Origin of the sequence: Moraxella bovoculi 237, assembly GCF_000696305.2 — a bacterium.
GTDB lineage: Bacteria > Pseudomonadota > Gammaproteobacteria > Pseudomonadales > Moraxellaceae > Moraxella > Moraxella bovoculi.
The window spans coordinates 14,195-36,392 of sequence record NZ_AOMT01000022.1 but is presented as its reverse complement, the minus strand read 5'-3'; the positions used below and the strand labels follow the sequence as shown (position 1 = coordinate 36,392).

Genomic DNA, 22,198 nt, shown 5'->3' with positions numbered 1-22,198 from the left:
TGATTTAGGCGCCTATTTATAGACCCATCCAGTCGTTTAACATCACACCCACACCGATCGATGTGGCCTCGTGGTTGTAGTCGATCAGCGACTGACCATAACCTTGGAACAGCTGCACATAGCCGCTGATGCCTTTACCGATAGGATGTACGTAGTCTAGCTGTAGCGCACCTTTTCCTGTTTTTGGGTTGTAGCGCGCTGTGCCTGAGATGTTTTTGTTATTGTCCAGTTGATAAAGGAATTTTACATCGCCGTAGCCGTAGTAATCTAGGATGTCTGGGTTGTCGTCAGGCTGCGCGTCATTACCCTCTTTTAAGATGCGACCCCATAGACGCGGCATGACAGTCAGCTTACCCCATTCCATGCCTGCCATCATGTAGGCACGATTCCATGAGCGTGACAACCGCTCCCCTTCGCCATTAGAGTGATGCACCAAGCCACCACCAAGCATTCTTAGACGACCACCAAATGGCAGATCCGCCGATACAGGCTGCGTAACAAATACTTCTGGCTCATAGTCATGGGCGTGGAATGGGCGAGAATTATCCTCATTATAAACCTGCCAGTGCGCCAGGTGGGTATAGCCAAACCATAGGTCTGCATTCGTCCCAAAGACATCCTCCATCATTTTTGATTTCAATGATAATTGGAATTTTAGCTCCAGGGCGCGCTGCTCATTAGGTGTATAATGCCAGGTTTCTTGAGTTGGTGTGCCAGGATGACGGTTTGGCTTGCCATGAAGATACATCGGCAGGATATACACAGGGTTATGTGGGCGTGCACGCCACAGTCCTGCTTCACTGTTTTTGTCCAAATCATAGCTTAGTGACAGCGGTGTATGTTTGCTGGCCAGACGCTGCACTTCGGCTTCATTGATTGCTACATTGGCATTGCTATCAGTCGTGTGCTCAACAGTATCTTGGGCGAATGGCTCAGCGAACACCACTTGGCGCTTACCAGTAATGCTACGGATGGTCTCACCCAATGCGATTGGTTGTTTTTGTTGAAGCACGGCAGGCGTGTTGCCTTTAGCGATCGAATCAAAACACGCCAAACGCGCCGCACCACTGACCACCGCCATACACTCATAAAACAACGACTCGCTCTCAACACGACTCTTAATCGGCGCATCAATGACGTCGGTCGCCGCAACATCAACAACCTCTGTCGCTACTTCAGGCGTGGCAGTTAGTACGGTTTCAACACCATCGTTAGCAATCGCATTCATCGCAATCAATAGCGTCGCTGCGAGCGCTGTTTTTGTAAAGATATGAGTATTCATAATGATACCTAGTTTTAAAAAATCTTTGATTACGCTTATTCAAAGCGCTCACCTTGATGTTCGATATAGCCACCTTGATGACGACCCGCTGGATCATGATGCGTCCAATGCACCACACCGCCTTTATCGGTGTATTCATATTCACCATAAAACCCCACGTCATCGCCTTTTTTGAGCTTCGCCACTCGCGGTGCAAGGTCGATATTATGCGCAATCAGCACCGTGTGTTTGCTGTCTTCTAGGCGGACGATGAATTTTTGATGGCGAGAGCCCTTATTGTCATCAGGCAATATCGCTGCCACACCACCACAGCCTCGCACTTGGATGTCTGAACGCTGCTGATGATAGCTATCGATGATAAGCTGATTATTGCAAAATTGCTGTGCAGATGATTGCTGAGTCTTGGCAGAAATTGACTCAGCGACATGTTGCTTTTGGGTTGGGTTGTCTAATTCACAGCCTGATAGCGTCAATACGCCTAGGACAAATACAGACAACACCTTAGCCATTACATTCATAGGCATGTCATCATTGGGCAAAATAGGTATATTTTAGCTTGATTTTTATCAGTTTTATATCAAAACTTAGAGATTTTTAACAAATCACTACATTTAAATGTCGATTGACAGCGCTTTATCAAGTAAGATTCGCCCTTTTGGTGTGCGCTGAATGTAGCCTTGCTGAATCAAATAAGGCTCGATCACATCTTCTAGCGTCCCTCTGTCTTCTGCCATCGCCGCAGCAATCGCCTCCACGCCCGCAGGTCTGCCATCGAAGCGATCTTTTAGCATGAGTAAATAGCGTCTATCAAGATGATCAAGTCCTTGCTTGTCCACTGACAGCATGTCTAGCGCTGAACTTGCCATGTACTCGGTTACCAAACCATCGCCCTTCACCTCTGCATAGTCGCGAACACGACGCAGCAGACGATTGGCGATACGAGGCGTGCCACGACTTCGACGAGCCACCTCGATCGCCCCGCCTTTGTCCATGGCAATACCCATCAGTCTCGCCGCACGCTCAACAATGGTCGTCAAATCAGCCACATTATAAAATTCAAGTCGCTGCACGATACCAAATCGATCTCGTAAAGGCGCGGTCAACAGCCCTGCACGTGTGGTCGCTGCCACTAGAGTAAAAGGCGGTAAATCAAGCTTAATCGAACGCGCGGCAGGGCCTTCGCCAATCATGATATCAAGCTGATAATCTTCCATCGCAGGGTATAGTATCTCTTCGATGACAGGACTTAGCCGATGAATTTCATCAATGAATAACACATCGCCTTCTTCAAGATTGGTCAGCATCGCCGCCAGATCCCCAGCCCGCTCAAGTACAGGACCTGATGTTGAACGTAGATTACCGCCCATTTCACGAGCGATGATGTTAGCAAGCGTTGTCTTACCCAACCCTGGCGGTCCAAAAATAAGCGTATGATCAAGAGCTTCTTGGCGTTGTCTGGCCGCTGTAATAAAGACCTCCATCTGCTCACGAACCTTAGGTTGTCCGATATAATCAGACAAAGTTGCAGGGCGTATCGCACGATCTAATGCGTCGTCTTTTTTTGGATTGGGGTCGATTAGGCGGTTTTGACTCATTGTGACTCTTGTTCTTAGCGTGTTCTAAAAATAACAAATAGTATAAAGGATTTTTGGTTTTTTGTCGCCACCATTCTTGGCAAGGCATTGTCCGTATCGCACTTTATGGATAAAGCCAAATCTGTCAAATTGTAATCATCTGTTAATGTATAAGACAGATTGTCGCCATGGTGATTATTTTTAAATCATAAAATAATCATAACTTTCAATGATTTATCAATAAATGATTAAAGTTAATATTACCAAATTTACACTCGTGTTGCTAATTTTTGAGGAAATAAACAATAACACAACACTTTCACCAAGGATTTTATATGACTTTTTTGGCGTGAAGATTTATTATATACGCAGCTTAAATTTAGCGTATTTTTTGCATGGTCATCACTAAAGTCTCAAACGCCTTGTCATCGCCATCCATCGCGCGCTCATTCGGCGTTGTTCGTACTCATCTTAATGTGAAGTCAATCATATGCATGATGATGGCTTTGGCGAGCGTGATGAATTTTGCCCACGCCAATCCACGCTTCATGGCGACTCACGGCACGTCTTATCAGTCATCTGAGCCGGATTTGGCGGTGACGCATTATGAGCTTGCTTTGGTGCAGGTGTTGTCTGAGATCTGTCCGCCCATGCTGACTGCCAATCAGCGCATTGCATTTACCCGCGCTTATAACCAACAATTACGCTCATTCATTCCAACATCCGCCAGCCCAAACGACACACTGCGCCGAATGCATTCACAGCGCAATTATCGCAGTGCCCTAAATAGCGTGCGCGCATGGACAGCAAGCTATCCAAAAGCCCAAAATCGCAAATTATGCCTACAGTTCGCTGAAGTTGAATTCTAAATCTATTATTATAAGAAGCCGTCTAAAAGTCGGCTTTTTTATTTGTCAAAATTTTGATAAGATAAGCAAAAAATAATCACATAACAATACTGAGAATCATCATGTCAAATCACACCTTTAATCGTCAATTCCCCCTGACTCGCATGAGACGCCTGCGCGTGTCTGATGGCATTCGAGACATGGTCGCTGAGACACACCTAAAGCCTTGTCATCTCATTGCGCCGCTGTTCGTGATCGAGGGCAAGAACGAACGCCAAAGCATCAAAAGCATGCCTGACGTTGAGCGATTGTCGATTGATCTGACCATAGATTACGTCAAGCAGCTATATAATGAGGGCGTGCGCATGGTGGATATTTTCCCTGTGATTGACCCTGTATTAAAAAGCCCTAATGGCGAAAATGCCTATCACTCAGACACGCTTGCTGTGCGCGCCGTTCGCAAGATTAAAGACGCCTGTCCTGATATGATTGTCATGACCGATGTCGCCCTTGACCCTTATACCACACACGGTCAAGACGGCATCATCGACACCACAGGGTATGTGCTAAATGATGAGACCATAGAAGCTTTGGTCAAACAAACTCTGACTCATGCAGCAGCAGGGGCAGATGTAATCTCGCCAAGCGACATGATGGACGGTCGCATTCGTGCGATGCGTGAGGCACTGGAGTCTGAGGGTCATCACAACACCGCCATCATGGCATACTCTGCCAAATATGCTTCTGCTTATTATGGACCATTCCGTGATGCTGTCGGCAGTGCTGGCAATCTTAAAGGGCATAAAAAAGGCTATCAGATGAACCCTGCCAATCGAAGCGAGGCTCTGCACGAGGTGGCTTTGGACATCAGTGAAGGGGCAGACATGGTGATGGTCAAGCCTGGTCAGCCCTATTTAGATGTCGTGCGTGAGGTCAAGGACAACTTCGGTGTACCGACTTTTGCCTATCAAGTCTCTGGCGAATACGCCATGCACATGGCAGCCATTCAAAACGGCTGGCTGGCTGATAGCGTGATTTTAGAAAGCCTGCTGGGATTTAGGCGTGCAGGTTGTGATGGCATTTTGACTTATTTTGCCCTAAAAGCAGCTCGAATGATGAATGCCTGATTTTCACAATGGGTGCTGATGGCACACCAGCTTTTGCAAGCTGTCTGATTCGTCAGCCCTACTCACTTGATTTATCCTTCGCTGGTCTTAATGAGCCAGACTTATACCCACATCACCTCTATTTTTTTATTTATTAGGAAAGAAACATGACCGCCATCGTGGTATTTTTTGTGATTTTTTTTGCCATTCGTTTGTATTTTTTGAGCATCTCCATCAAACATGAAAAGGCTCTCATCAAAAAAGGTGCAACCCAAGTTGGTGAACGCCATTCCAAATTGCTTGCTACTGCACACATCGTTTATTATTTTTCTGCGTTGGTGAGTGCTGTCGTCGCTGGCGTACAGTTTAATGTCATCTCTGCCGTTGGTGCAGCGATGGTGGGCGCTTCTTTGCTTGTGCTTTGGTTCATCATCAAGGCACTTGGCGAGATTTGGACAGTCAAAGTCTACATTTTGCCCAATCACACCATCAACCGCTCATGGTTGTTTCGCACTTTCAAACACCCCAATTATTTTTTGAACATCATACCAGAACTCATTGGTATCGCCCTGCTTTGTCAGGCTTGGTGGGTTTTATTCATCGGCTTGCCCATCTATGGCGTACTGCTTTTTATTCGTATTCGTCAAGAAGAACTGGCGATGAAGCATCTGTTTTGATTCAGCTGCGAATCACGTAGCTTATCAGTTCACGCTTGTATCACCCCCACGGCCTAGTGCTGATGGGGGATTTTTTAAAGGCTGAGGTTTTAAAAAAAAGAACAAACGCATCATGGCGTCTGACACAGGGCGGCTTTGTGATGCCAAACCCATCAATCACTGTCATCATGCCAAAAGCTGGGGTGAATGCGTTGATTTTTGTCTTTTTGATGTACTACTTTCTTGGACAAGTGGCATCTTTTTGCCATCAATCAGACCTAGCACCACTCCAAAAATCATGCTAGAATAAACCCGTTAATTTTCACAAAAAATCAGGAAAACTCCATGTCCCAACAAAATGTCTCAAATCAGGACAAAACACAAGATACCGCATTTCAATCTGACGTTGATGCTCAGCGTTTACAATTCGAACAAAACGCCCTGCATTATCACGAAAACCCTCGCCCAGGTAAAATCTCCGTCACTCCAACCAAACAAATCGCCAACCAGCGCGACCTAGCTCTAGCCTACTCTCCTGGCGTCGCCGTGCCATGTCTTGAGATCGAAAAAGATCCAAAACTTGCCGCTAAATACACCGCTCGCTCTAACTTAGTTGGCGTCATCACCAATGGTACCGCTGTACTTGGCTTAGGCAACATTGGCGCACTGGCATCAAAACCTGTGATGGAAGGTAAGGGCGTACTGTTTAAGAAATTCGCAGGCATTGATGTATTTGACATCGAAATCAACGAAAACGATCCAGATAAATTCATCGAGACCGTTGCAAGCTTAGAGCCAACCTTTGGCGGTATTAACCTAGAAGACATCAAGGCGCCAGAATGCTTTAAAATTGAGCGCGAACTTCGTAGCCGCATGAACATCCCTGTGTTCCATGACGACCAACATGGCACAGCGATCATCTCGGCAGCCGCTCTACTTAACGCCCTAAAATTAAACGGTAAAAACATCAGCGACATCACGCTGGTCTGTTCAGGCGCAGGCGCAGCAGCCATCTCATGTCTTGATCTGGCAGTCGCTTTGGGCGTACGCAAAGAAAACATCTACGTACTAGACTCAAAAGGCGTCATCACCTCGAGCCGCGAGAACCTGGACGAATCAAAACAACGCTACGCACGCGACACAGATAAAGTCACTTTGGCAGAAGTTATGGTCAATGCAGACGTATTCTTAGGCCTGTCAGGTCCTGGTATCGTCTCTCAAGACATGGTGCGTTCGATGGCACGAGATCCAATCATCTTCGCGCTAGCCAACCCAACCCCAGAGATCATGCCAGAGCTTGCCCACGCGGTACGTTCAGATGTGATCATGGCGACAGGTCGTTCAGATTATCCGAACCAAGTAAATAACGCGCTTTGCTTCCCGTATATCTTCCGCGGTGCGCTAGATGTAGGCGCAACAGTTGTGAACGAAGAGATGAAGCTTGCCTGCGTGCACGCCATCGCAGCCATGGCACACACAGAATCTACCGAACTAGAAGATGACGGCAAATCTGCCAAATCATTCGGTCGTGAGTACCTAATCCCTGGCCCGCTAGAGCCAAACCTAATCCTAGAGATTGCCCCTGCCGTTGCAAAAGCGGCGATGGATACAGGCGTTGCGACACTGCCTATCAAAGACTTCGATGCGTATCGTCAGACGCTGTCTGAATTCGTGTACAACACTGCACTTGCGATGAAGCCTGTATTCAATAAGGCCAAACGCAATCCAAAACGCATCGTCTATGCAGAAGGCGAAGACATCAACGTACTGCGCGCTGTGCAAGTTGTGGTTGATGAGAAGATCGCTACGCCAATTCTTGTTGGCCGTCCTGAGGTTATTAAGCAAGAAATCAATGCACTTGGTCTGCGTCTGATCGACGGTGAGAGCATCACCATCATCGATCCGAACAACAACCCACGCTACGAAGAATACAGTCAGCATCACTACACTACCAACCAGCGCAACGGCATCAGCCTAGAACTGGCTCGTCGTGATGTACGTCGCAAGACAACACTGATCGCATCGTTGATGGTAGAGCTTGGTGACGCTGACGGTCTGATTTGTGGTACGTTTGGTTTCTACCATCTGCATCTAAAATACCTAAACCAAGTCATCGGCAAAAAAGAAGGCATCAGCAACTTCTACGCGATGAGCGCCGTATTAATGCAAAACCGCAACCTATTCATCGCCGATACCTACATCAATGACGACCCAACCGCAGAAGAGTTGGCTGAGATGACCGTCTTGGCAGCCAAGAGCGTGCGCCGCTTTGGCATCACACCAAAAGTTGCCCTGCTGTCACATTCAAACTTCGGCACGTCAGACCGTGAATCTGCTGTGAAGATGCGTAAAGTTCATGACATCCTAACTCAGATGAATGTTGATTTTGAATTTGATGGCGAAATGCACGGTGACATCGCATTGGATGAGCGCATGCGTAAGCAAAGCTATCCATTTAGCTCACTCCAAGGTTCAGCGAACCTGCTAATCCTACCGACGCTAGATGCTGCAAACATCGCTTTCAACCTTCTAAAAACTGCCACAGGTTCGGCCGCACTAGGTCCGATTCTACTAGGTGCAGACAAGCCTGTACACATTCTTACCCCATCGGCCACCGCACGTCGTATCGTCAACATGACGGCACTGACTGTGAACGATGCTCAAGAAATGCAAGCTTAAGCATACCCATAGACGAAAAGACCTTGCCACACAGGGTCTTTTTTCTATGTCAGAAAAAACAGTACAATCAAACAAATTTCAATGGTGATTCATCGATGCAAATTTATCTGGTAGGCGGTGCGGTGCGCGATACCCTGCTAAACCTCCCTATTAAAGACAAGGATTTTATGGTTGTGGGTGGTTCGGCTGAGCAGATGCTGGCGCAAGGCTTTGAGCAGGTGGGGGCAGATTTTCCTGTATTCTTACACCCCATCACTCACGCTGAATATGCCCTAGCCCGTACCGAAAGAAAAAGCGGACACGGTTATCAAGGCTTTAGTGTAAGCACGAATAACGTCAGCCTAGAAGACGATCTCATGCGCCGAGACCTTACCATAAATGCAATGGCGATGTCTGTGCGATCGCTTTTTGATGATGCATTGACAGGTCAGATTGTAGACCCTTATGGCGGGCAAGACGATCTTGGCAAAAAAGTCTTACGCCACATCTCGCCTGCCTTTAGCGAAGATCCGCTTAGGGTGCTTAGGGTAGCGCGGTTTTATGCGCGGTTTTATGACATAGGCTTTGTGGTGGCAGATGAGACCGCCGCACTCATGCAAAGCATCGCCAAAGATGGCGAGCTAAACCACCTAAGTCGCGAACGCATATGGAGCGAATCTGCGCGCGCCTTAGGCGAGAAGCACGGATACGCGTATTTTAAGCTGCTATTAGAGCTTGGTATTTTAAAATACATCTTGCCAGAACTGTCTGACAGCCTGCAAGACAAAGTGCGACGAGAATCCGCCTTTGCTGCACTTGAATACCATTCAGATGCGTCTTTAACAATCAAATTCGCCTTGCTCATGTCGGTATTTTTGGGCGACCCTGATGCCTTGGACAAACTACAACACACCACCAATCGCCTGATGACTCCCAATCACATCAAGAACTTTGCCAAGGCGTTCATTACGCATCATGGCAACATCCTAAAGCTGCCAAATATCGATGCAGACACCCTGCTGTCTTTGATCGAGCAGACACGCGCGCACAAAGATGATGAGACGATACGCCTATTGATACAGACAGTAAATGCACTTCATAAGACCAACATATCAATGGATTTCATGATAAACGCCATCAAAATCTACAATAAAATTGGCATTAATGACGTCAATCCCACCCTAAAAGGCAAAGCAATCGGTGATGAGCTGACACGCTTAAGAAAAATCCAGCTCGCAGATGATATAGATCAGTATTTAGAAGATACAACAAGGAAGCACTCATGAATTCATCTAAAGTCGCCTTAATCACAGGTGGCGCCAAGCGTATCGGGTGCGCAATCACTCAGGCATTGCACACAAAAGGCTATGATGTCATCATTCATCACAACCACAGTCAAGATGCTGCCAAAGCACTTCGCGATGAGTTAAACGCCATCCGCCCAAATTCTGCCAACACCATCCAAGCCAACCTTAGCATCATTAATGACAGTGTTCTACTGAATCAATTCACCAACGATGCCATATCACTGTTCGGGCGGCTGGATCTGTTGGTAAATAACGCGTCTAGCTTCTATTCGACCTCACTGAATGACGATCATGCAACTTGGCAGTCGCACTGGGATGATTTATTTTTGACCAACACTAAAGCGCCGCTTTTTTTGAGCTTAACTTTTAAAGATGAGCTTGCCAAGCAACACGGCGCCATCATCAGCCTGCTGGACATTCATGCGCGCGATAAGCCCTTTGTCGGCTACCCGATTTATAACATAGCAAAGGCTGCCCACCACATGATGGTGCAAAGCCTTGCGCTTGAGCTTGCGCCCAACATTCGCATCAATGGCGTATCGCCAGGCGTGAACATTTTTCCCCATGATAACCAAAACAGCGAATTAAATGACAGCACAAAACAAGCCCTGACCGACTCTGTGCCACTCGGTAAAATCGGCACGCCCGAAGACATCGCAAATGCTGTGGCGTTCTTGGCAGACGCAGACTACATCACAGGTCAGATACTCGCCATCGATGGCGGTCGCAGCTTAACCTTAAAAGGTGGTTGATTAAAATTATCCTATCAGCTTTATCGGTTAAAATGTCCAAAAGTTGTAAAACCTTTGTAAAAATAAGGATTTAAAATAAGCAAAAATCTGGCTCAAGTTACAAAATTGTTGCCAAATGTGGCTTATTTTTATCAAAAACAGCTGACAATGCTAATTTTTTGCGGTACAATGCGCTTCTATTTTTCATCTGAAAAATCCCAAATCTGCCACATTGGCGTTTTTGGGTTTTATTTTGTAAAAAATTCTTGGAGTTGATAGCTTAATCAAATCTCAAACACGCCCAAATCAGATTGCCCCAATCTGTCATTAGCACGTTTGAAACAGTATTACGCACCCCAACGCCTTTTCTCTTTTTTGCGTTTACGCACGCTTTTGGAGGATAATACGTTGAGTATTTCACCTGTTCCTGCTAATGCTGCCAAGTTGCAGCGTAATCTTGGTCTATGGCACGTCATCATTATTGGTCTTGCCTACATTCAGCCGATGACACTACTTGATACCTTTGGTATGGTATCTCGCGACAGTGGTGGTCATGTGCCGATGTCTTATATTTTTGCACTGTTTGCTATCTTGCTTACGTCCATCAGCTATGGTCACATGATCAGAGCGTATCCTTCTTCAGGTTCTGCCTACACCTATACCCAAAAAGCAATCAACCCATCAATGGGCTTTATGGTTGGCTGGTCAAGCTGGCTAGACTACCTGCTTTCGCCGATGGTTAATATCATCTTGGCGGTGCTATATCTTGAAGCTCTATTCCCTTCGGTGAACCATTGGGTTTGGGTAATTGGTCTGACAGGTCTGATGACCATCGTCAATATTTTTGGCTCAAAGACCGTTGCCTACTTTAACAGCTGGATCGTAGCGGTGCAGTTGGTGGTTATTGCTGTATTCACCTATTTGATCTATAGCAAGCTACAAATGGCACAGTACGCTGCCAACACTCGCCCTGAAGACATCTATGAGCTGTGGAGCTTGAAGCCATTTTGGGATGAGATGACCAGCGTTGGTGCGTTGATCACAGGTGCGACCATTCTATGCTTCTCGTTCACAGGCTTTGACTCGATTTCTAGCCTTGCTGAAGAGACCAAAGACGTTAAAAACACCCTGCCAAAAGCAATGATTCTAACAACGCTGATCGCAGGTATTGTATTCATCATCAGCGGCTACTTCATGCAAGCCTACCTACCAAGTAGACCTGAACTGTACTTTGAAGCGGTGGATGAGACTCAAGCAGAGATCTTGCTACTTGTGGGTGGTTCGGCATTCCAAGCGATCGTGCTGGGCTTTGCGATTGTCACAGTAATGGCGTCTGGTATCTCAGCTCATGCTGGCGTATCTCGTCTGATGTATGTGATGGGTCGTGACGGCGTGATCAGCAATAAGATTTTTGGTCAATTAAGCCCGAAATTCTTCACTCCAGTGAATAACATCCTGATCGCAGGTGGCGTGGCATTGACCGCAGGCTTTATTAGCCTAGAGACAGTGGTAAACCTAATCAGCTTCGGTGCGTTGACTGCATTTAGCTTTGTGAACTTATCGGTAATTTTCCGCTATGCGGTGCGTGATAAGATGGTTGAGACACCTAAGCAAATCCTAAGCTACGTGATCGTACCTGTGGTTGGCTTTATCAGCATCTTCTTGATGTGGCTAGAAGTGGACAGCACCACCTTTGGTGTGGGTGTCTTCTGGGCATTTCTGGGCTTTATCTGGCTAGGCATCAAGACAGGCGGCTTCAAAAAGCCAGTACCTCAATACCGTGAAGACGTGTAATATGTTTCGCATCCAAAAAACCCTGTCAAGTTGGCAGGGTTTTTTGTTAAGATAATCATACAATTTTCCTTAAAAATCGTATTATAATAACAAAATAATCCCACCCTTAGGTGACATCATGAAAAAACCAATAATGCTGTCTGCATTCGTCCTAGCCCTCGCCATGACAGGCTGCACCACCAAACAGCCACAGTTCAACGTCAATGACTGCGCAAGTGCAGACTGGCAGAATATCGGTATCAAAGACGGTCAAAACGGCTACAGCGCCCAACGCATCCTAAGCCATCAAAAAATCTGCCAAGCAGCTGGCATCAGCCCAAACCGAGCCGCCTGGGAAGAAGGTCGTCAAATCGGTCTAAAAAGCTACTGCACGAAGTCGAACGCCTACGAGATGGGCAGGCGTGGCTATGAATTGACCGGTGTCTGCGATCATAACTTAGAAGAGCTGCACCATGCCAACATGATGGGGCTTCAACAATACGAGATGAGTCAGCGCATTCACCACCCTTATGGGCATGGCTATTACGGTGGTTATCCGTTTTTGCCTTGGTATTTTTATTGATCCATACAAAACCCCAATGGTATTCATTGGGGTTTTTCGTTTGTAGATGATTTTTGCAACCTTGCTCTTTATGGGGAAATTATAAACTCTTAAATCTCAACTAAGCTGCTTGATATTAAGCATTGAATGCCTTAACAATAACACTCACAAGAACAATCGCAAGCATCACCCACTCCAGTCGCTTTGCAAATTTATCAATCTTGGTTAAATCCACGCCATGCTCTAATTTTATCGCAATCCAGCGCCTCGTCAGATATCCTGACACCATCTCAAATACTGCCAAACATAATCAACGCATGAAGCGCATGCCAAGCCCGCGCCCAGCGTCAAGAATGCGCTTATAAGTCTCATCTGAACGGTTCATTATTCACCCATCCCCATGATCTTTGAATAAAATTTAAGAACAATTTGCAATGGTTTGATACCACAAACTACCGTCATTTTAACATGAAAAAATTTTAAATCTTATGCTAAAATATTGAATAATTTTAAATCACTAGGTTAAGATTATCATGCTAGAAATCCGTCACCTACAAATGCTCTCTACGCTGGCTCGTCATGGCTCGCTGGCGACCACCGCCGATGAGCTGAATCTGACCGCATCGGCGATCTCTCATCAGCTCAAAGAACTTGAAAGTTTTTATGACATATCTTTGGTGAATCGTCGCACGCGCCCTGTGAGCTTCACGCCTGCAGGCAAACTCTTACTGCAGCTGGCCGGCAGCATTCTACCGCAGGTCGCCCGCACCAAATCCGACATCAAACGACTGGCGCACGGTCAAGCAGGGCAATTAAGGCTTGCCAGTGAATGCCATAGCTGTTTTGATTGGCTAATGCCAATTTTAAACGTTTATCGTAAAGAATACAGCGATGTTGAGCTGGACTTTACCTCAGGGTTTGAGCCTGAACCACATCAGATGCTCATTGATGGCGACATTGACTTACTGATCACCGCAAGCAATTTACCCATTGAAGGCATCCTGTACGAGCCGCTATTTACTTATGAAAGCCGTCTGGTGCTCTCGCCTTCGCATCTGCTCGCCAGTCATAACACCATCGAACCCAAGGACCTCATCGATGAGACTCTCATCGCCTATCCTGTAGAACAAAAACGCCTAGACATTATCGCTAAATTCTTAGAGCCTAATGGCGCCATGCCAAAACAAATCCGCACAACTGAACTTACTGCCATGCTCATACAGCTGGTCGCCAGTGAACGCGGTGTGGCGGCACTACCTGACTGGGTGGCAAGCGAATACGAGAAAAAAGGCTGGGTGGTCAGCCGCCCACTGGGCGCTGGCGTGTACTGCCAACTGTACGCCGCGATTCGTAGCGACAGTCAGGAACTGGCTTATATGAAAGGTTTTCTAAGCTTACTAGAAAACATCCAAAAACCCTAAACAACTAAATGATGATAGACAATTTAAATGATAGTATTTTTTAAATAAATTATAATAGCAGTTTTATAATCCAAACAATATAGTTATGCATCCGTCAAAGGTGGTATAATAGCTACGCGACAAATGGATTTAGTTGCAAGTCATCCGCTTGCAGCGATTGAATGGTGTGTGACATTAGGCGCATCAACCATTCACCCTATTTATGAGACAATAACATCGGAGTTTTTATGAGCAAGTCCACCATCATCTATACCTATACTGATGAAGCCCCTGCCCTAGCCACCCATTCACTACTACCTATCGTACAAGCCTTCACTAAAAGTGCTGACATCGAATTTGTAACCAGCGACATCTCTCTAGCCTCACGTATTTTGTCACAATTTCCAGAATATCTGACCGAAGAACAGCGCACAGCTGACGCATTGGCTGAGCTTGGTGAGCTGGTAAAACAACCTGACGCCAACGTCATCAAACTACCTAACATCTCAGCTTCTGTACCACAGCTACTGGCCACCATCAAAGAGCTACAGGGCGATGGCTATAACGTGCCAAACTACCCAACCGAAGCAACCACCGACGAAGAAAAAGAAATCCAAGCACGTTATGATCGCGTTAAAGGCTCTGCGGTAAACCCTGTACTTCGTGAGGGCAACTCTGACCGCCGCGCACCTAAAGCTGTTAAAAACTTTGCTAAGAAATTCCCACACTCTATGGGTGCATGGACTGCCGACTCTAAGACGCACGTAGCGACGATGACGGACAATGATTTCTTCCATAACGAAAAATCGTTCACCGCACCGACCGCATGCAGCGTATCTATCGTATTTACCGACAACGCTAGCAACCGCAGCGAACTTCGTAAGCCTGTTGCACTACTAGAAGGCGAAGTATTCGACGCGACCGTACTGAACAAGAACGCCTTAGTAGCTTTCCTAGAGCGTGAAATCAAAGACGCTAAAGACAAAGGCGTGCTGTTTAGCCTACACATGAAAGCTACCATGATGAAAGTCTCTGACCCAATCATCTTCGGTCACGCGGTTAAAGCATTCTTCGCACCAGTCTTCGAAAAATTCGGCGACAAGCTAAGCGCAGCAGGCGTGAACGTGAACAACGGTTTAGGCAACCTATTTGCCAACCTAGATAAGCTAGATGCCCAGACTCGCACCGATGTTGAGACGCTGATCGCCAAGTCTTACTCTGAAGGTCCTAGCATCGCCATGGTTGATTCTAACAAAGGCATCACCAACCTACACGTACCAAGTGATGTTATTATTGATGCATCTGTCCCTGCGATGATCCGTACCTCAGGTCGCATGTGGAACCGTGATGGCGAACTACAAGACACCAAGATCGTCATCCCTGACAGCACTTATGCGCCACTATATGAGACCGTAGTATCATTCTGTAAAGAACACGGCGCATTCGACCCTGTTACCATGGGCACTGTACCTAACGTTGGTCTAATGGCCCAAAAAGCTGAAGAATACGGCTCACACGACAAGACCTTTGAGATCCCTGCTGACGGTAAAGTTGAAGTGATCGATGAAACTGGCAACGTTCTACTAAGCCACGAAGTACAAGCTGGCGACATCTGGCGCGCCTGCCAAACCAAAGACGCTCCGATCAAAGACTGGGTACAACTTGCCGTGAACCGCGCTCGTCTGTCTGACACTCCTGCTGTGTTCTGGTTGGATGAGAACCGTGCACACGACGCTCAGCTTATCAAGAAAGTTAATGCATATCTGGCTGAGCTTGACACTGAAGGTCTAGACATCCGCATTCTAGCGCCAGCTGATGCTACTCGCTTCACGCTAGAGCGCCTAAAAGCAGGTCAAGACACCATCAGCGTCACTGGCAACGTATTGCGTGACTATCTGACCGACTTATTCCCAATTCTAGAGCTTGGCACTTCAGCGAAGATGCTGTCTATCGTACCGCTAATGAATGGCGGCGGCATGTTCGAGACTGGCGCAGGCGGTTCTGCACCTAAGCACGTTCAGCAGTTCAACGAAGAGAACCACCTACGTTGGGACAGCCTAGGCGAATTCTTGGCATTGGCAGTATCGCTTGAGCACCTATCACAAAAAACTGGCAACGCCAAAGCTCAAGTACTGGCTGACGCACTAGATGCCGCCACAGAGAAGCTTCTACTAAATGACAAGTCGCCTAAGCGTAAAGCAGGCGAGCTTGACAACCGTGGCAGCCACTACTATCTAGCAACTTACTGGGCGCAAGAGTTGGCAGCGCAGAACACCGATGCGCAGTTGGCGGCTGAGTTTGCACCGATCGCCAAGGCATTGACCGAAAATGAAGCCACCATCGTGAATGAACTCAACAGCGTTCAAGGCAAAGCCATTGACACTAAAGGCTACTACTCAGCCGATCGTGACGTACTAACCCAAGCGATGCGCCCAAGTGCAACATTTAATCAAATCATTGCACAACTTTAATTCATCCTCACAAAATGCCATCTTTTTAGGTGGCATTTTTATTTTTGTATTATGAAAAACATCACCTTAAGCACATTAAAATATTTACTGATCTTCATCGTCATCTATATGGCGGTGAATCTTTGGCGCGCACCCACTCTGCCCGACACACCAGAGCTTCGCTATCAGACCAATCAAGGTCAGATCATTGATGCCGTCGCCCAAAGTCATGATGCACCTGTGTTGGTGTATTTTTGGGGTACATGGTGCTCGATCTGTCGCATCACCACGCCGAATGTCGAGACATTACACGAGAATGGCACGCCTGTGATTACGGTTGCCACACGATCGGACAGCACGGCCGAGTTGGCAGATTATCTCACCAAAAATCAGCTTGATTTTATGGTGATTAATGACTTGGATGGTCAGGTTTTTCAGGACTGGCAAGGCAAAGTAACGCCATCGTTTGTCATTCTAAAAGACGGTAAGATCCATCAAAGCTTTACCGGCATCGCGCCACTTTGGTCGTTAAAATTAAGGCTTTGGATGGCGCGCTTTTAATGAGATTAACATTAGGCGGCGTTTTAGGCTTATGTTATAATAATCGTTTTTATTCTGTATTCATCAAGAGCACCCCATGAGCGTACAAGGCACATTATTCATCATCACCGCCGCATCAGGCACCGGCAAAACCAGCCTCGTCAAAGAGCTACTCGCCACTACGGACAACCTAAAGGTCAGCATCTCGCACACCACCAGACAGCCACGACCTGCTGAATCTGATGGCGTGCATTATTATTTTACTGACAAGACGGCTTTTGAGCAGCTGATCGCAAAAGGTGCTTTTTTTGAATATGCTGAAGTCTTTGGTAATTACTATGGTACAAGCAGGCAAGCTGTAGATGATTTACTTAACCAGGGCATCGATGTCATTTTAGAGATCGATTGGCAAGGCGCATTACAAGTCAAAGAAAAATCCCCGCAAGCTGTGATGATCTTCATCTTGCCACCAAGTCGTGACGCGCTGCGCAGCCGATTGTCTAATCGCGGGCAAGACAGCAAAGATGTCATCGAGACACGTCTAGCGGGTGCGGTCACTGAGATGAAGAACTACCACCACTTTGATTATGTTGTGATTAATGATGACTTTAGTACCGCATTGGGCGATCTACAAACCATCATCAAAGCACAGCGCCTAACCCTAACGCAGCAGACAGCTCGTCAAAACGCACTCATCAAATCATTGCTAAGCGACTGATCGCCCATGATGGCTCGCTTGGTACTGCTTGGGCTGCTTGCAGGGTTATTTTTTAGTACAACGTTTGTACTTAACGAACTGATGGCAAGCCAAAACAGTCATTGGTTCTGGTCGGTAAGTGGTCGCTACATCTTTATGTGGTTCATATCAAGCGTGCTCATCGCCCTAAAAGACGGCGTTAAGACCTTGGTTGGTCTTAGTGCGCTGTTCATGGATTATTGGAAATTCTGGTGTGTGGCAGGCGGCATTGGCTTTGGTGGGTTTTATGCATTTTTGTGCTTTGGTGCAGATTGCGCACCCATCTGGATCATCGCCGAGATTTTTCAATTCACCGCTGTGGCAAGCTTGATTGTCTTGGCTGTATTTGGCGAGCGTCTGAGCAAGCGCATCATTGGCACAAGTCTGCTGATATTCATCGGTGTTCTAATTGCCAACCTTGGTGAGGGAGCGAACCACACGACAAGTAGCACAAGCACTTTATTGCTGATGAGTGCACTGCCAGCATTCATTGCAGGATTTTGCTTCCCTGTGGGTAATCAGCTGGTCTGGTATGGTGCTACTAAGCCCACGCATCACATCGCACTCACCCAAGCCATCCTACGCATCACATCGCCACTCATGCGCAGCGCCTTAAATAAAGCATGGCTGCTGACCACAGGCTCTTTGTCGCTATGGCTTGTGCTCGGCTTTGTCATACAGCCAGATTTGCCAAGTACATCTCAAGTATTTAATACGTTTTTGGTGGCGTTATTTGCAGGTGTGATCGCAACGAGTATTTTTCTGTTAGCACGCTGCAAAGCCACAACCACAGATCGCCGCCATCGATGCCACACAAGCAAGCGAAGTGCTATTTGCCATCTTAGGTGGCATGGCTTTATTAGGTACAACAACACCGTCGCTGATTAGTATGATTGGGGTATTGATGATCATGGTGGGATTATTTGGCTTTGCCAAGATGCAGGCTTAAGTTATGATGAATATTATCTTTGAGAACATCACGCCTGATTTTATGATTTACCTGCTGGATATGGTGGGCGTGGTGGCATGTGCGATCGCAGGCACGACACTGGCGCTGCATAAGAAGTTTGATTTTTTTGGTTGTATCTTGGTGTCCATGGTGAATGCCATCGGTGGCGGTACGATTCGTGACGTCATGCTCGATCGCCATCCGCTATTCTGGATGACTGATTTGAACTATGTCATCGTGATTACATTGACATCGCTTATTTGCCAGGTATTTTTTAATTATTATCAAAAAATCGATTGGACGCTCAAGTTCTTCGATGCGATCGGGTTGGCGGCATTTAGCGTGATCGGGCTCAAAGTCGGACTTGCACTCGGGGCACATCCGATGATCGCTGTGATGATGGCGGTCTTAACCAGCATCGCCGGCGGCATCATGCGCGACATGATTTGTAATGAGATTCCGCTCGTTCTACAAAAAGAAATCTACATCAGCGCAAGCATCACAGGCGCTTTGCTGTATTTTGCACTTGAGCAAATTGGCGCATCAGATGTCATCCAAGACACCTTAACACTCGTTACCATCTTCGGGGTTCGAATGCTGGCGGTTCGCTTTGATTGGCATTTGCCCTCCATTCGCCTAAATTCCGACGTATAATAAAGAAAACCTACCAAATTTAGCAGGTTTTCTTTATTACAAATATCGTCCGACCACATCCGCCATCAGCTCAATGTGTAGCGCATCGGTGTTCAGCGCAGGGATATACTCATAAGACTTGCCGCCTGCATTCATGAAGTTATCACGGTTCTCCACCGCGAGCTCTTCCAAGGTCTCCAAGCAGTCAGCCGAGAAAGCAGGACTTAGCACCTGTACAGACACCCCTTTAGCCCCCCACTCACCAAGCAGCTCATCGGTATAGGGCTTAAGCCACTCTTGCGCGCCGAAACGTGACTGGAAACTCACCGCCCATTCATCAGCGCCCAATCCTAACTCGCTGGCGACCAGCACGGCAGTCTTACGGCATTGCTCAGCATAGGGGTCGCCCTTATCTGCATAAGGCTTAGGAATGCCATGAAAGCTCATTAATAGTCTATCAGCTCGCCCATGCTCCGCCCAGAACTTACGAATGCTATCGGCAAGCGCCTTGATATATAGCGGATGATCATGATAATCGCGTGTGAACTGAATGGCAGGCATGTTGCGCTTATCCATGCAGTATTCCGCCACCTTATCAAATACTGCTGCCGTAGTGGTCGCCGAATACTGTGGATAAAGAGAGAAGATGATAAAGTCATCATAGCCTTTATCTTGAAGTTCCTTCATCACATGCTTAATGTTCGGATTACCATAAGTGGTAGCAGGGAACACAGGGGTTGGCGTGCCATTTTCGATGAGTTTGTCTTGTAGTAACGCGGCTTGCTGTTTTAGGATTGCAAACAGCGGCGAACCGTCTGCCGTCCACACACTCTCATAAGCATGAGCCACTCGCTTGGGGCGTGTGGTCAATACGAATAGATTTAGGATGATTTGCCAAATGAATGGCGGAATCTCAATCACACGAGTGTCGGACAAGAACTCACGCAAATAGCGGCGCACACCTTGAGGCGTAGGCTCGTCTGGCGTACCTAAGTTCACAAGAATAATGGCAGTTTTCATGAATGTTCATCATTTAAAAATTTGGCTTAGTTTAGCATTTTTTGGCAAAAAATAGCAGTTAATTTTCTCAATTAAAGAATTTATAGATAAAAAATATTCTTATTTGCATTGTTAAGTAGCATCACATTCTGCTTGCAATTTATATTGTTATAGAATAACATAAGCCAAATTTTTTATACTCTCGCAGGATATTTTTATGAAAACAAACACTTGGCTACGCCCCACCGCCCTTGCCATCGCGCTCATCGGCTTGACCGCCTGCGGTAATGACGACAAGGCAACTACCGCCACAGACAATGCCACGCCTGCCACGAGCGATAAGACACTCACGGTCGTTACCCCTTGGGAGATTACCAATGCTGACCCTAGTACGTCAGGCTTTGTCTATCAGCGTATGGGTATTGGCGAAACCTTGGTAGACGTGGACGAGGCAGGGGCGATTATCCCTGCCCTAGCCGAAAAATGGGAGACAGCCGACAACGGCAAAACATGGGTGTTTACGTTGCGTGATGATGTCAAATTCCATGACGGCACACCGATGACCGCCAAAGAAGTGGTAAACAGCCTGACGCTTGCCCTAAACAAGCCCACCGCCCTAGAAAGTGCTAATATCGAGCTTATCAAGGCAGTTGATGATAAAACGGTAGAATTCACTCTTGCCGAGCCTTTGACCACCCTACCGTCTTATTTGACACACGCCACCGCCATTATCCTAGCCCCTGCGTCTTTTGATGACAAAGGGCAAGCCACCAAAATCATCGGCACAGGCGCGTATCAGGCGGATAAGGTTGAGCCACCACAAAAGATTGAGCAGTCCGCTTATGCCGACTATTGGGGACAAAAAGCCCACATTAATCGCATTCACTACCTTGCCAACTCTCGCAGTGAGACCCGCACCCTGCTTGTCGAGAGCGGCGATGACCATTTGGTGTACACCCTAGACAGTGCCAGCCTAAAACGCCTACAAAACAACAGCGACCTACAAGTGGCAACCCAAACGCTCGCTCGCACCATTGTCATTAAGATGAACATCGCCAATCCGCTCTTTGCCGATAAGACCACTCGTCAAGCCCTATCCGATGCCATAGACCGTGAAGCCATTGCCAAATCGGTGCTACGCATTGGCGATGCGGGAGCGTATGAGCTACTACCGCCCATGTTTGGCGGTTGGCAGGCAGGCGTGGCAAAATCCGCCCCTGATTATCCTGCCATTAAAGCCAAACTGCTCGCCAATGGCTTTACCGAAGGGGCAAACGGCGTGCTACAAAAAGACGGCAAGCCCTTTACCATATCGCTCATCACGTTCTCCGACCGCCCAGAGTTACCGCTTATCGCCACCGCCTTACAAGACCAATGGCGTAAAATCGGTGTGGATTTGCAAGTTAATATCACCAACTCATCAGAGATTCCCAAGGCTCATCAAGATGGCTCACTGCAAATGGCTCTGTACGCTCGTAACTACGGCAACACCCCAGACCCATTGGCGTCACTACAATCCGACCTAAGCCCACAAGGCAGCGACTGGGGCGTGATGAATTACCAAAACTCTGCGCTTACCCAAGCCTTGCATGACATCGCCACCACAGCCGATGATGTCAAGCGAGATGAACTCAAAAAACAAGTCGCCACCATTTTGGCAGATGAGCGTCCGCTTATCCCTGTCGTGTACTACCAACAAAGTGCGTCCGCTCACAAGTCTCTACAAGGCTTAACCCTTGACCCCTTTGAGCGTAAATACAACCTAAATCAGCTTAAATGGTAAGTCCATAAAGACCGTGTTATGCGGTCTTTTTATATTGTCAATGTTGCAAATTTTGTTTAAAATTTCTTTAAAGATGCCCCATTCTCAGCTTTATATCAGCGATTGACCTATCAAGGGTAAATTGTATTCCTGCCCTTGCAACTTAAAAAACATCAAACACCCTGATCATCTCGTCATTTTTTTCATCATTGGAGCTTGTCATGAGTGAGTA

Annotated in this window: 19 protein-coding genes and 1 pseudogene; 16 read left to right on the top strand and 4 right to left on the bottom strand. The window is 47.0% G+C overall.

Going from position 1 to position 22,198, the window contains the following annotated elements; all coding sequences use genetic code 11:
* Positions 1-16: 16 nt before the first annotated feature.
* The 3 genes from MBO_RS04810 to ruvB all read right to left on the bottom strand — a co-directional run bounded on the left by MBO_RS04810 (position 17) and on the right by ruvB (position 2,877).
* The gene (locus MBO_RS04810) at positions 17-1,282 is read right to left on the bottom strand and encodes a phospholipase A (protein ID WP_052585309.1); all 1,266 of its coding nucleotides are present in this window, start codon (positions 1,280-1,282) and stop codon (positions 17-19) included.
* 35 nt (positions 1,283-1,317) lie between these two features.
* Positions 1,318-1,800 (bottom strand): DUF3465 domain-containing protein, encoded by a 483-nt coding sequence (locus tag MBO_RS04805; RefSeq protein ID WP_036364499.1) that lies wholly within the window; start codon positions 1,798-1,800, stop codon positions 1,318-1,320.
* Between the two features lie 93 nt (positions 1,801-1,893).
* Complete coding sequence (gene ruvB / locus MBO_RS04800) at positions 1,894-2,877, bottom strand: Holliday junction branch migration DNA helicase RuvB (protein ID WP_036364498.1); 984 nt, start codon at positions 2,875-2,877, stop codon at positions 1,894-1,896.
* Between the two features lie 374 nt (positions 2,878-3,251).
* On the opposite strand from ruvB, the gene MBO_RS04795 reads away from it, so the two are divergent.
* The 15 genes and pseudogenes from MBO_RS04795 (at position 3,252) to MBO_RS04725 (ending at position 19,226) form a co-directional block, all read left to right on the top strand.
* Positions 3,252-3,725 (top strand): MCR_0457 family protein, encoded by a 474-nt coding sequence (locus tag MBO_RS04795; protein WP_052585308.1) that lies wholly within the window; start codon positions 3,252-3,254, stop codon positions 3,723-3,725.
* Positions 3,726-3,826: 101 nt separating this feature from the next.
* Entirely contained in the window at positions 3,827-4,831 is a 1,005-nt protein-coding gene (gene hemB / locus MBO_RS04790; RefSeq protein WP_036364495.1) for a porphobilinogen synthase, read from the top strand.
* A gap of 146 nt (positions 4,832-4,977) precedes the next feature.
* Positions 4,978-5,487 (top strand): isoprenylcysteine carboxyl methyltransferase family protein, encoded by a 510-nt coding sequence (locus tag MBO_RS04785; protein ID WP_036364493.1) that lies wholly within the window; start codon positions 4,978-4,980, stop codon positions 5,485-5,487.
* 112 nt (positions 5,488-5,599) lie between these two features.
* Positions 5,600-5,776: a hypothetical protein gene (locus MBO_RS04780; RefSeq protein WP_160169664.1), complete on the top strand. Its 177-nt coding sequence runs from the start codon at positions 5,600-5,602 to the stop codon at positions 5,774-5,776.
* Positions 5,777-5,811: 35 nt separating this feature from the next.
* Positions 5,812-8,145 (top strand): NADP-dependent malic enzyme, encoded by a 2,334-nt coding sequence (locus tag MBO_RS04775; RefSeq protein ID WP_036364488.1) that lies wholly within the window; start codon positions 5,812-5,814, stop codon positions 8,143-8,145.
* A gap of 95 nt (positions 8,146-8,240) precedes the next feature.
* Positions 8,241-9,410 carry a hypothetical protein gene (locus tag MBO_RS04770; protein ID WP_036364485.1) on the top strand — a complete coding sequence of 390 codons (1,170 nt, stop codon included), beginning with the start codon at positions 8,241-8,243 and terminating at the stop codon, positions 9,408-9,410.
* Positions 9,407-10,183, top strand: coding sequence for a pteridine reductase (locus tag MBO_RS04765; protein ID WP_036364482.1), 777 nt, complete (start codon positions 9,407-9,409; stop codon positions 10,181-10,183). Before MBO_RS04770 ends, MBO_RS04765 begins: the two co-directional genes overlap by 4 nt.
* A gap of 387 nt (positions 10,184-10,570) precedes the next feature.
* Complete coding sequence (locus MBO_RS04760) at positions 10,571-11,956, top strand: APC family permease (RefSeq protein ID WP_036364477.1); 1,386 nt, start codon at positions 10,571-10,573, stop codon at positions 11,954-11,956.
* A gap of 118 nt (positions 11,957-12,074) precedes the next feature.
* Entirely contained in the window at positions 12,075-12,518 is a 444-nt protein-coding gene (locus MBO_RS04755) for a DUF2799 domain-containing protein (RefSeq protein ID WP_052585307.1), read from the top strand.
* Between the two features lie 512 nt (positions 12,519-13,030).
* A complete protein-coding gene (locus MBO_RS04750) occupies positions 13,031-13,918 on the top strand; it encodes a LysR family transcriptional regulator (protein ID WP_036364474.1) in 888 nt (295 codons plus the stop codon).
* Between the two features lie 227 nt (positions 13,919-14,145).
* Positions 14,146-16,368 carry an NADP-dependent isocitrate dehydrogenase gene (locus MBO_RS04745; protein WP_036364471.1) on the top strand — a complete coding sequence of 741 codons (2,223 nt, stop codon included), beginning with the start codon at positions 14,146-14,148 and terminating at the stop codon, positions 16,366-16,368.
* Between the two features lie 51 nt (positions 16,369-16,419).
* A complete protein-coding gene (locus MBO_RS04740) occupies positions 16,420-16,908 on the top strand; it encodes a protein disulfide oxidoreductase (protein ID WP_036364468.1) in 489 nt (162 codons plus the stop codon).
* A 76-nt stretch (positions 16,909-16,984) separates the two neighbouring features.
* Complete coding sequence (gmk, locus tag MBO_RS04735) at positions 16,985-17,605, top strand: guanylate kinase (RefSeq protein WP_036364465.1); 621 nt, start codon at positions 16,985-16,987, stop codon at positions 17,603-17,605.
* Positions 17,606-17,611: 6 nt separating this feature from the next.
* Positions 17,612-18,572 (top strand): annotated as a pseudogene (locus MBO_RS04730) (multidrug resistance efflux transporter family protein).
* Between the two features lie 3 nt (positions 18,573-18,575).
* Positions 18,576-19,226, top strand: a complete 651-nt coding sequence (locus MBO_RS04725) for a trimeric intracellular cation channel family protein (RefSeq protein ID WP_118873305.1) — start codon at positions 18,576-18,578, stop codon at positions 19,224-19,226.
* Positions 19,227-19,262: 36 nt separating this feature from the next.
* On the opposite strand, the gene hemH is transcribed toward MBO_RS04725, so the two are convergent.
* Entirely contained in the window at positions 19,263-20,225 is a 963-nt protein-coding gene (hemH, locus tag MBO_RS04720; protein ID WP_036364461.1) for a ferrochelatase, read from the bottom strand.
* A 196-nt stretch (positions 20,226-20,421) separates the two neighbouring features.
* Here hemH and MBO_RS04715 point away from each other — a divergent pair, with 196 nt between their 5' ends.
* The gene (locus tag MBO_RS04715) at positions 20,422-21,987 is read left to right on the top strand and encodes an ABC transporter substrate-binding protein (protein WP_036364458.1); all 1,566 of its coding nucleotides are present in this window, start codon (positions 20,422-20,424) and stop codon (positions 21,985-21,987) included.
* The last annotated feature ends 211 nt before the right edge of the window (positions 21,988-22,198 follow it).

Bases quoted from the DNA above. Each gene is read 5' to 3' on its own strand.
- MBO_RS04775 (WP_036364488.1), top strand. From the start codon at position 5,812: ATGTCCCAACAAAATGTCTCAAATCAGGACAAAACACAAGATACCGCA.
- gmk (WP_036364465.1), top strand. From the start codon at position 16,985: ATGAGCGTACAAGGCACATTATTCATCATCACCGCCGCATCAGGCACC.
- MBO_RS04755 (WP_052585307.1), top strand. From the start codon at position 12,075: ATGAAAAAACCAATAATGCTGTCTGCATTCGTCCTAGCCCTCGCCATG.
- MBO_RS04715 (WP_036364458.1), top strand. From the start codon at position 20,422: ATGAAAACAAACACTTGGCTACGCCCCACCGCCCTTGCCATCGCGCTC.
- MBO_RS04765 (WP_036364482.1), top strand. From the start codon at position 9,407: ATGAATTCATCTAAAGTCGCCTTAATCACAGGTGGCGCCAAGCGTATC.
- hemH (WP_036364461.1), bottom strand. From the start codon at position 20,225: ATGAAAACTGCCATTATTCTTGTGAACTTAGGTACGCCAGACGAGCCT.
- hemB (WP_036364495.1), top strand. From the start codon at position 3,827: ATGTCAAATCACACCTTTAATCGTCAATTCCCCCTGACTCGCATGAGA.
- MBO_RS04805 (WP_036364499.1), bottom strand. From the start codon at position 1,800: ATGAATGTAATGGCTAAGGTGTTGTCTGTATTTGTCCTAGGCGTATTG.
- MBO_RS04785 (WP_036364493.1), top strand. From the start codon at position 4,978: ATGACCGCCATCGTGGTATTTTTTGTGATTTTTTTTGCCATTCGTTTG.
- MBO_RS04780 (WP_160169664.1), top strand. From the start codon at position 5,600: ATGGCGTCTGACACAGGGCGGCTTTGTGATGCCAAACCCATCAATCAC.
- MBO_RS04770 (WP_036364485.1), top strand. From the start codon at position 8,241: ATGCAAATTTATCTGGTAGGCGGTGCGGTGCGCGATACCCTGCTAAAC.
- MBO_RS04740 (WP_036364468.1), top strand. From the start codon at position 16,420: ATGAAAAACATCACCTTAAGCACATTAAAATATTTACTGATCTTCATC.
- MBO_RS04745 (WP_036364471.1), top strand. From the start codon at position 14,146: ATGAGCAAGTCCACCATCATCTATACCTATACTGATGAAGCCCCTGCC.
- MBO_RS04725 (WP_118873305.1), top strand. From the start codon at position 18,576: ATGATGAATATTATCTTTGAGAACATCACGCCTGATTTTATGATTTAC.
- ruvB (WP_036364498.1), bottom strand. From the start codon at position 2,877: ATGAGTCAAAACCGCCTAATCGACCCCAATCCAAAAAAAGACGACGCA.
- MBO_RS04795 (WP_052585308.1), top strand. From the start codon at position 3,252: ATGGTCATCACTAAAGTCTCAAACGCCTTGTCATCGCCATCCATCGCG.
- MBO_RS04750 (WP_036364474.1), top strand. From the start codon at position 13,031: ATGCTAGAAATCCGTCACCTACAAATGCTCTCTACGCTGGCTCGTCAT.
- MBO_RS04810 (WP_052585309.1), bottom strand. From the start codon at position 1,282: ATGAATACTCATATCTTTACAAAAACAGCGCTCGCAGCGACGCTATTG.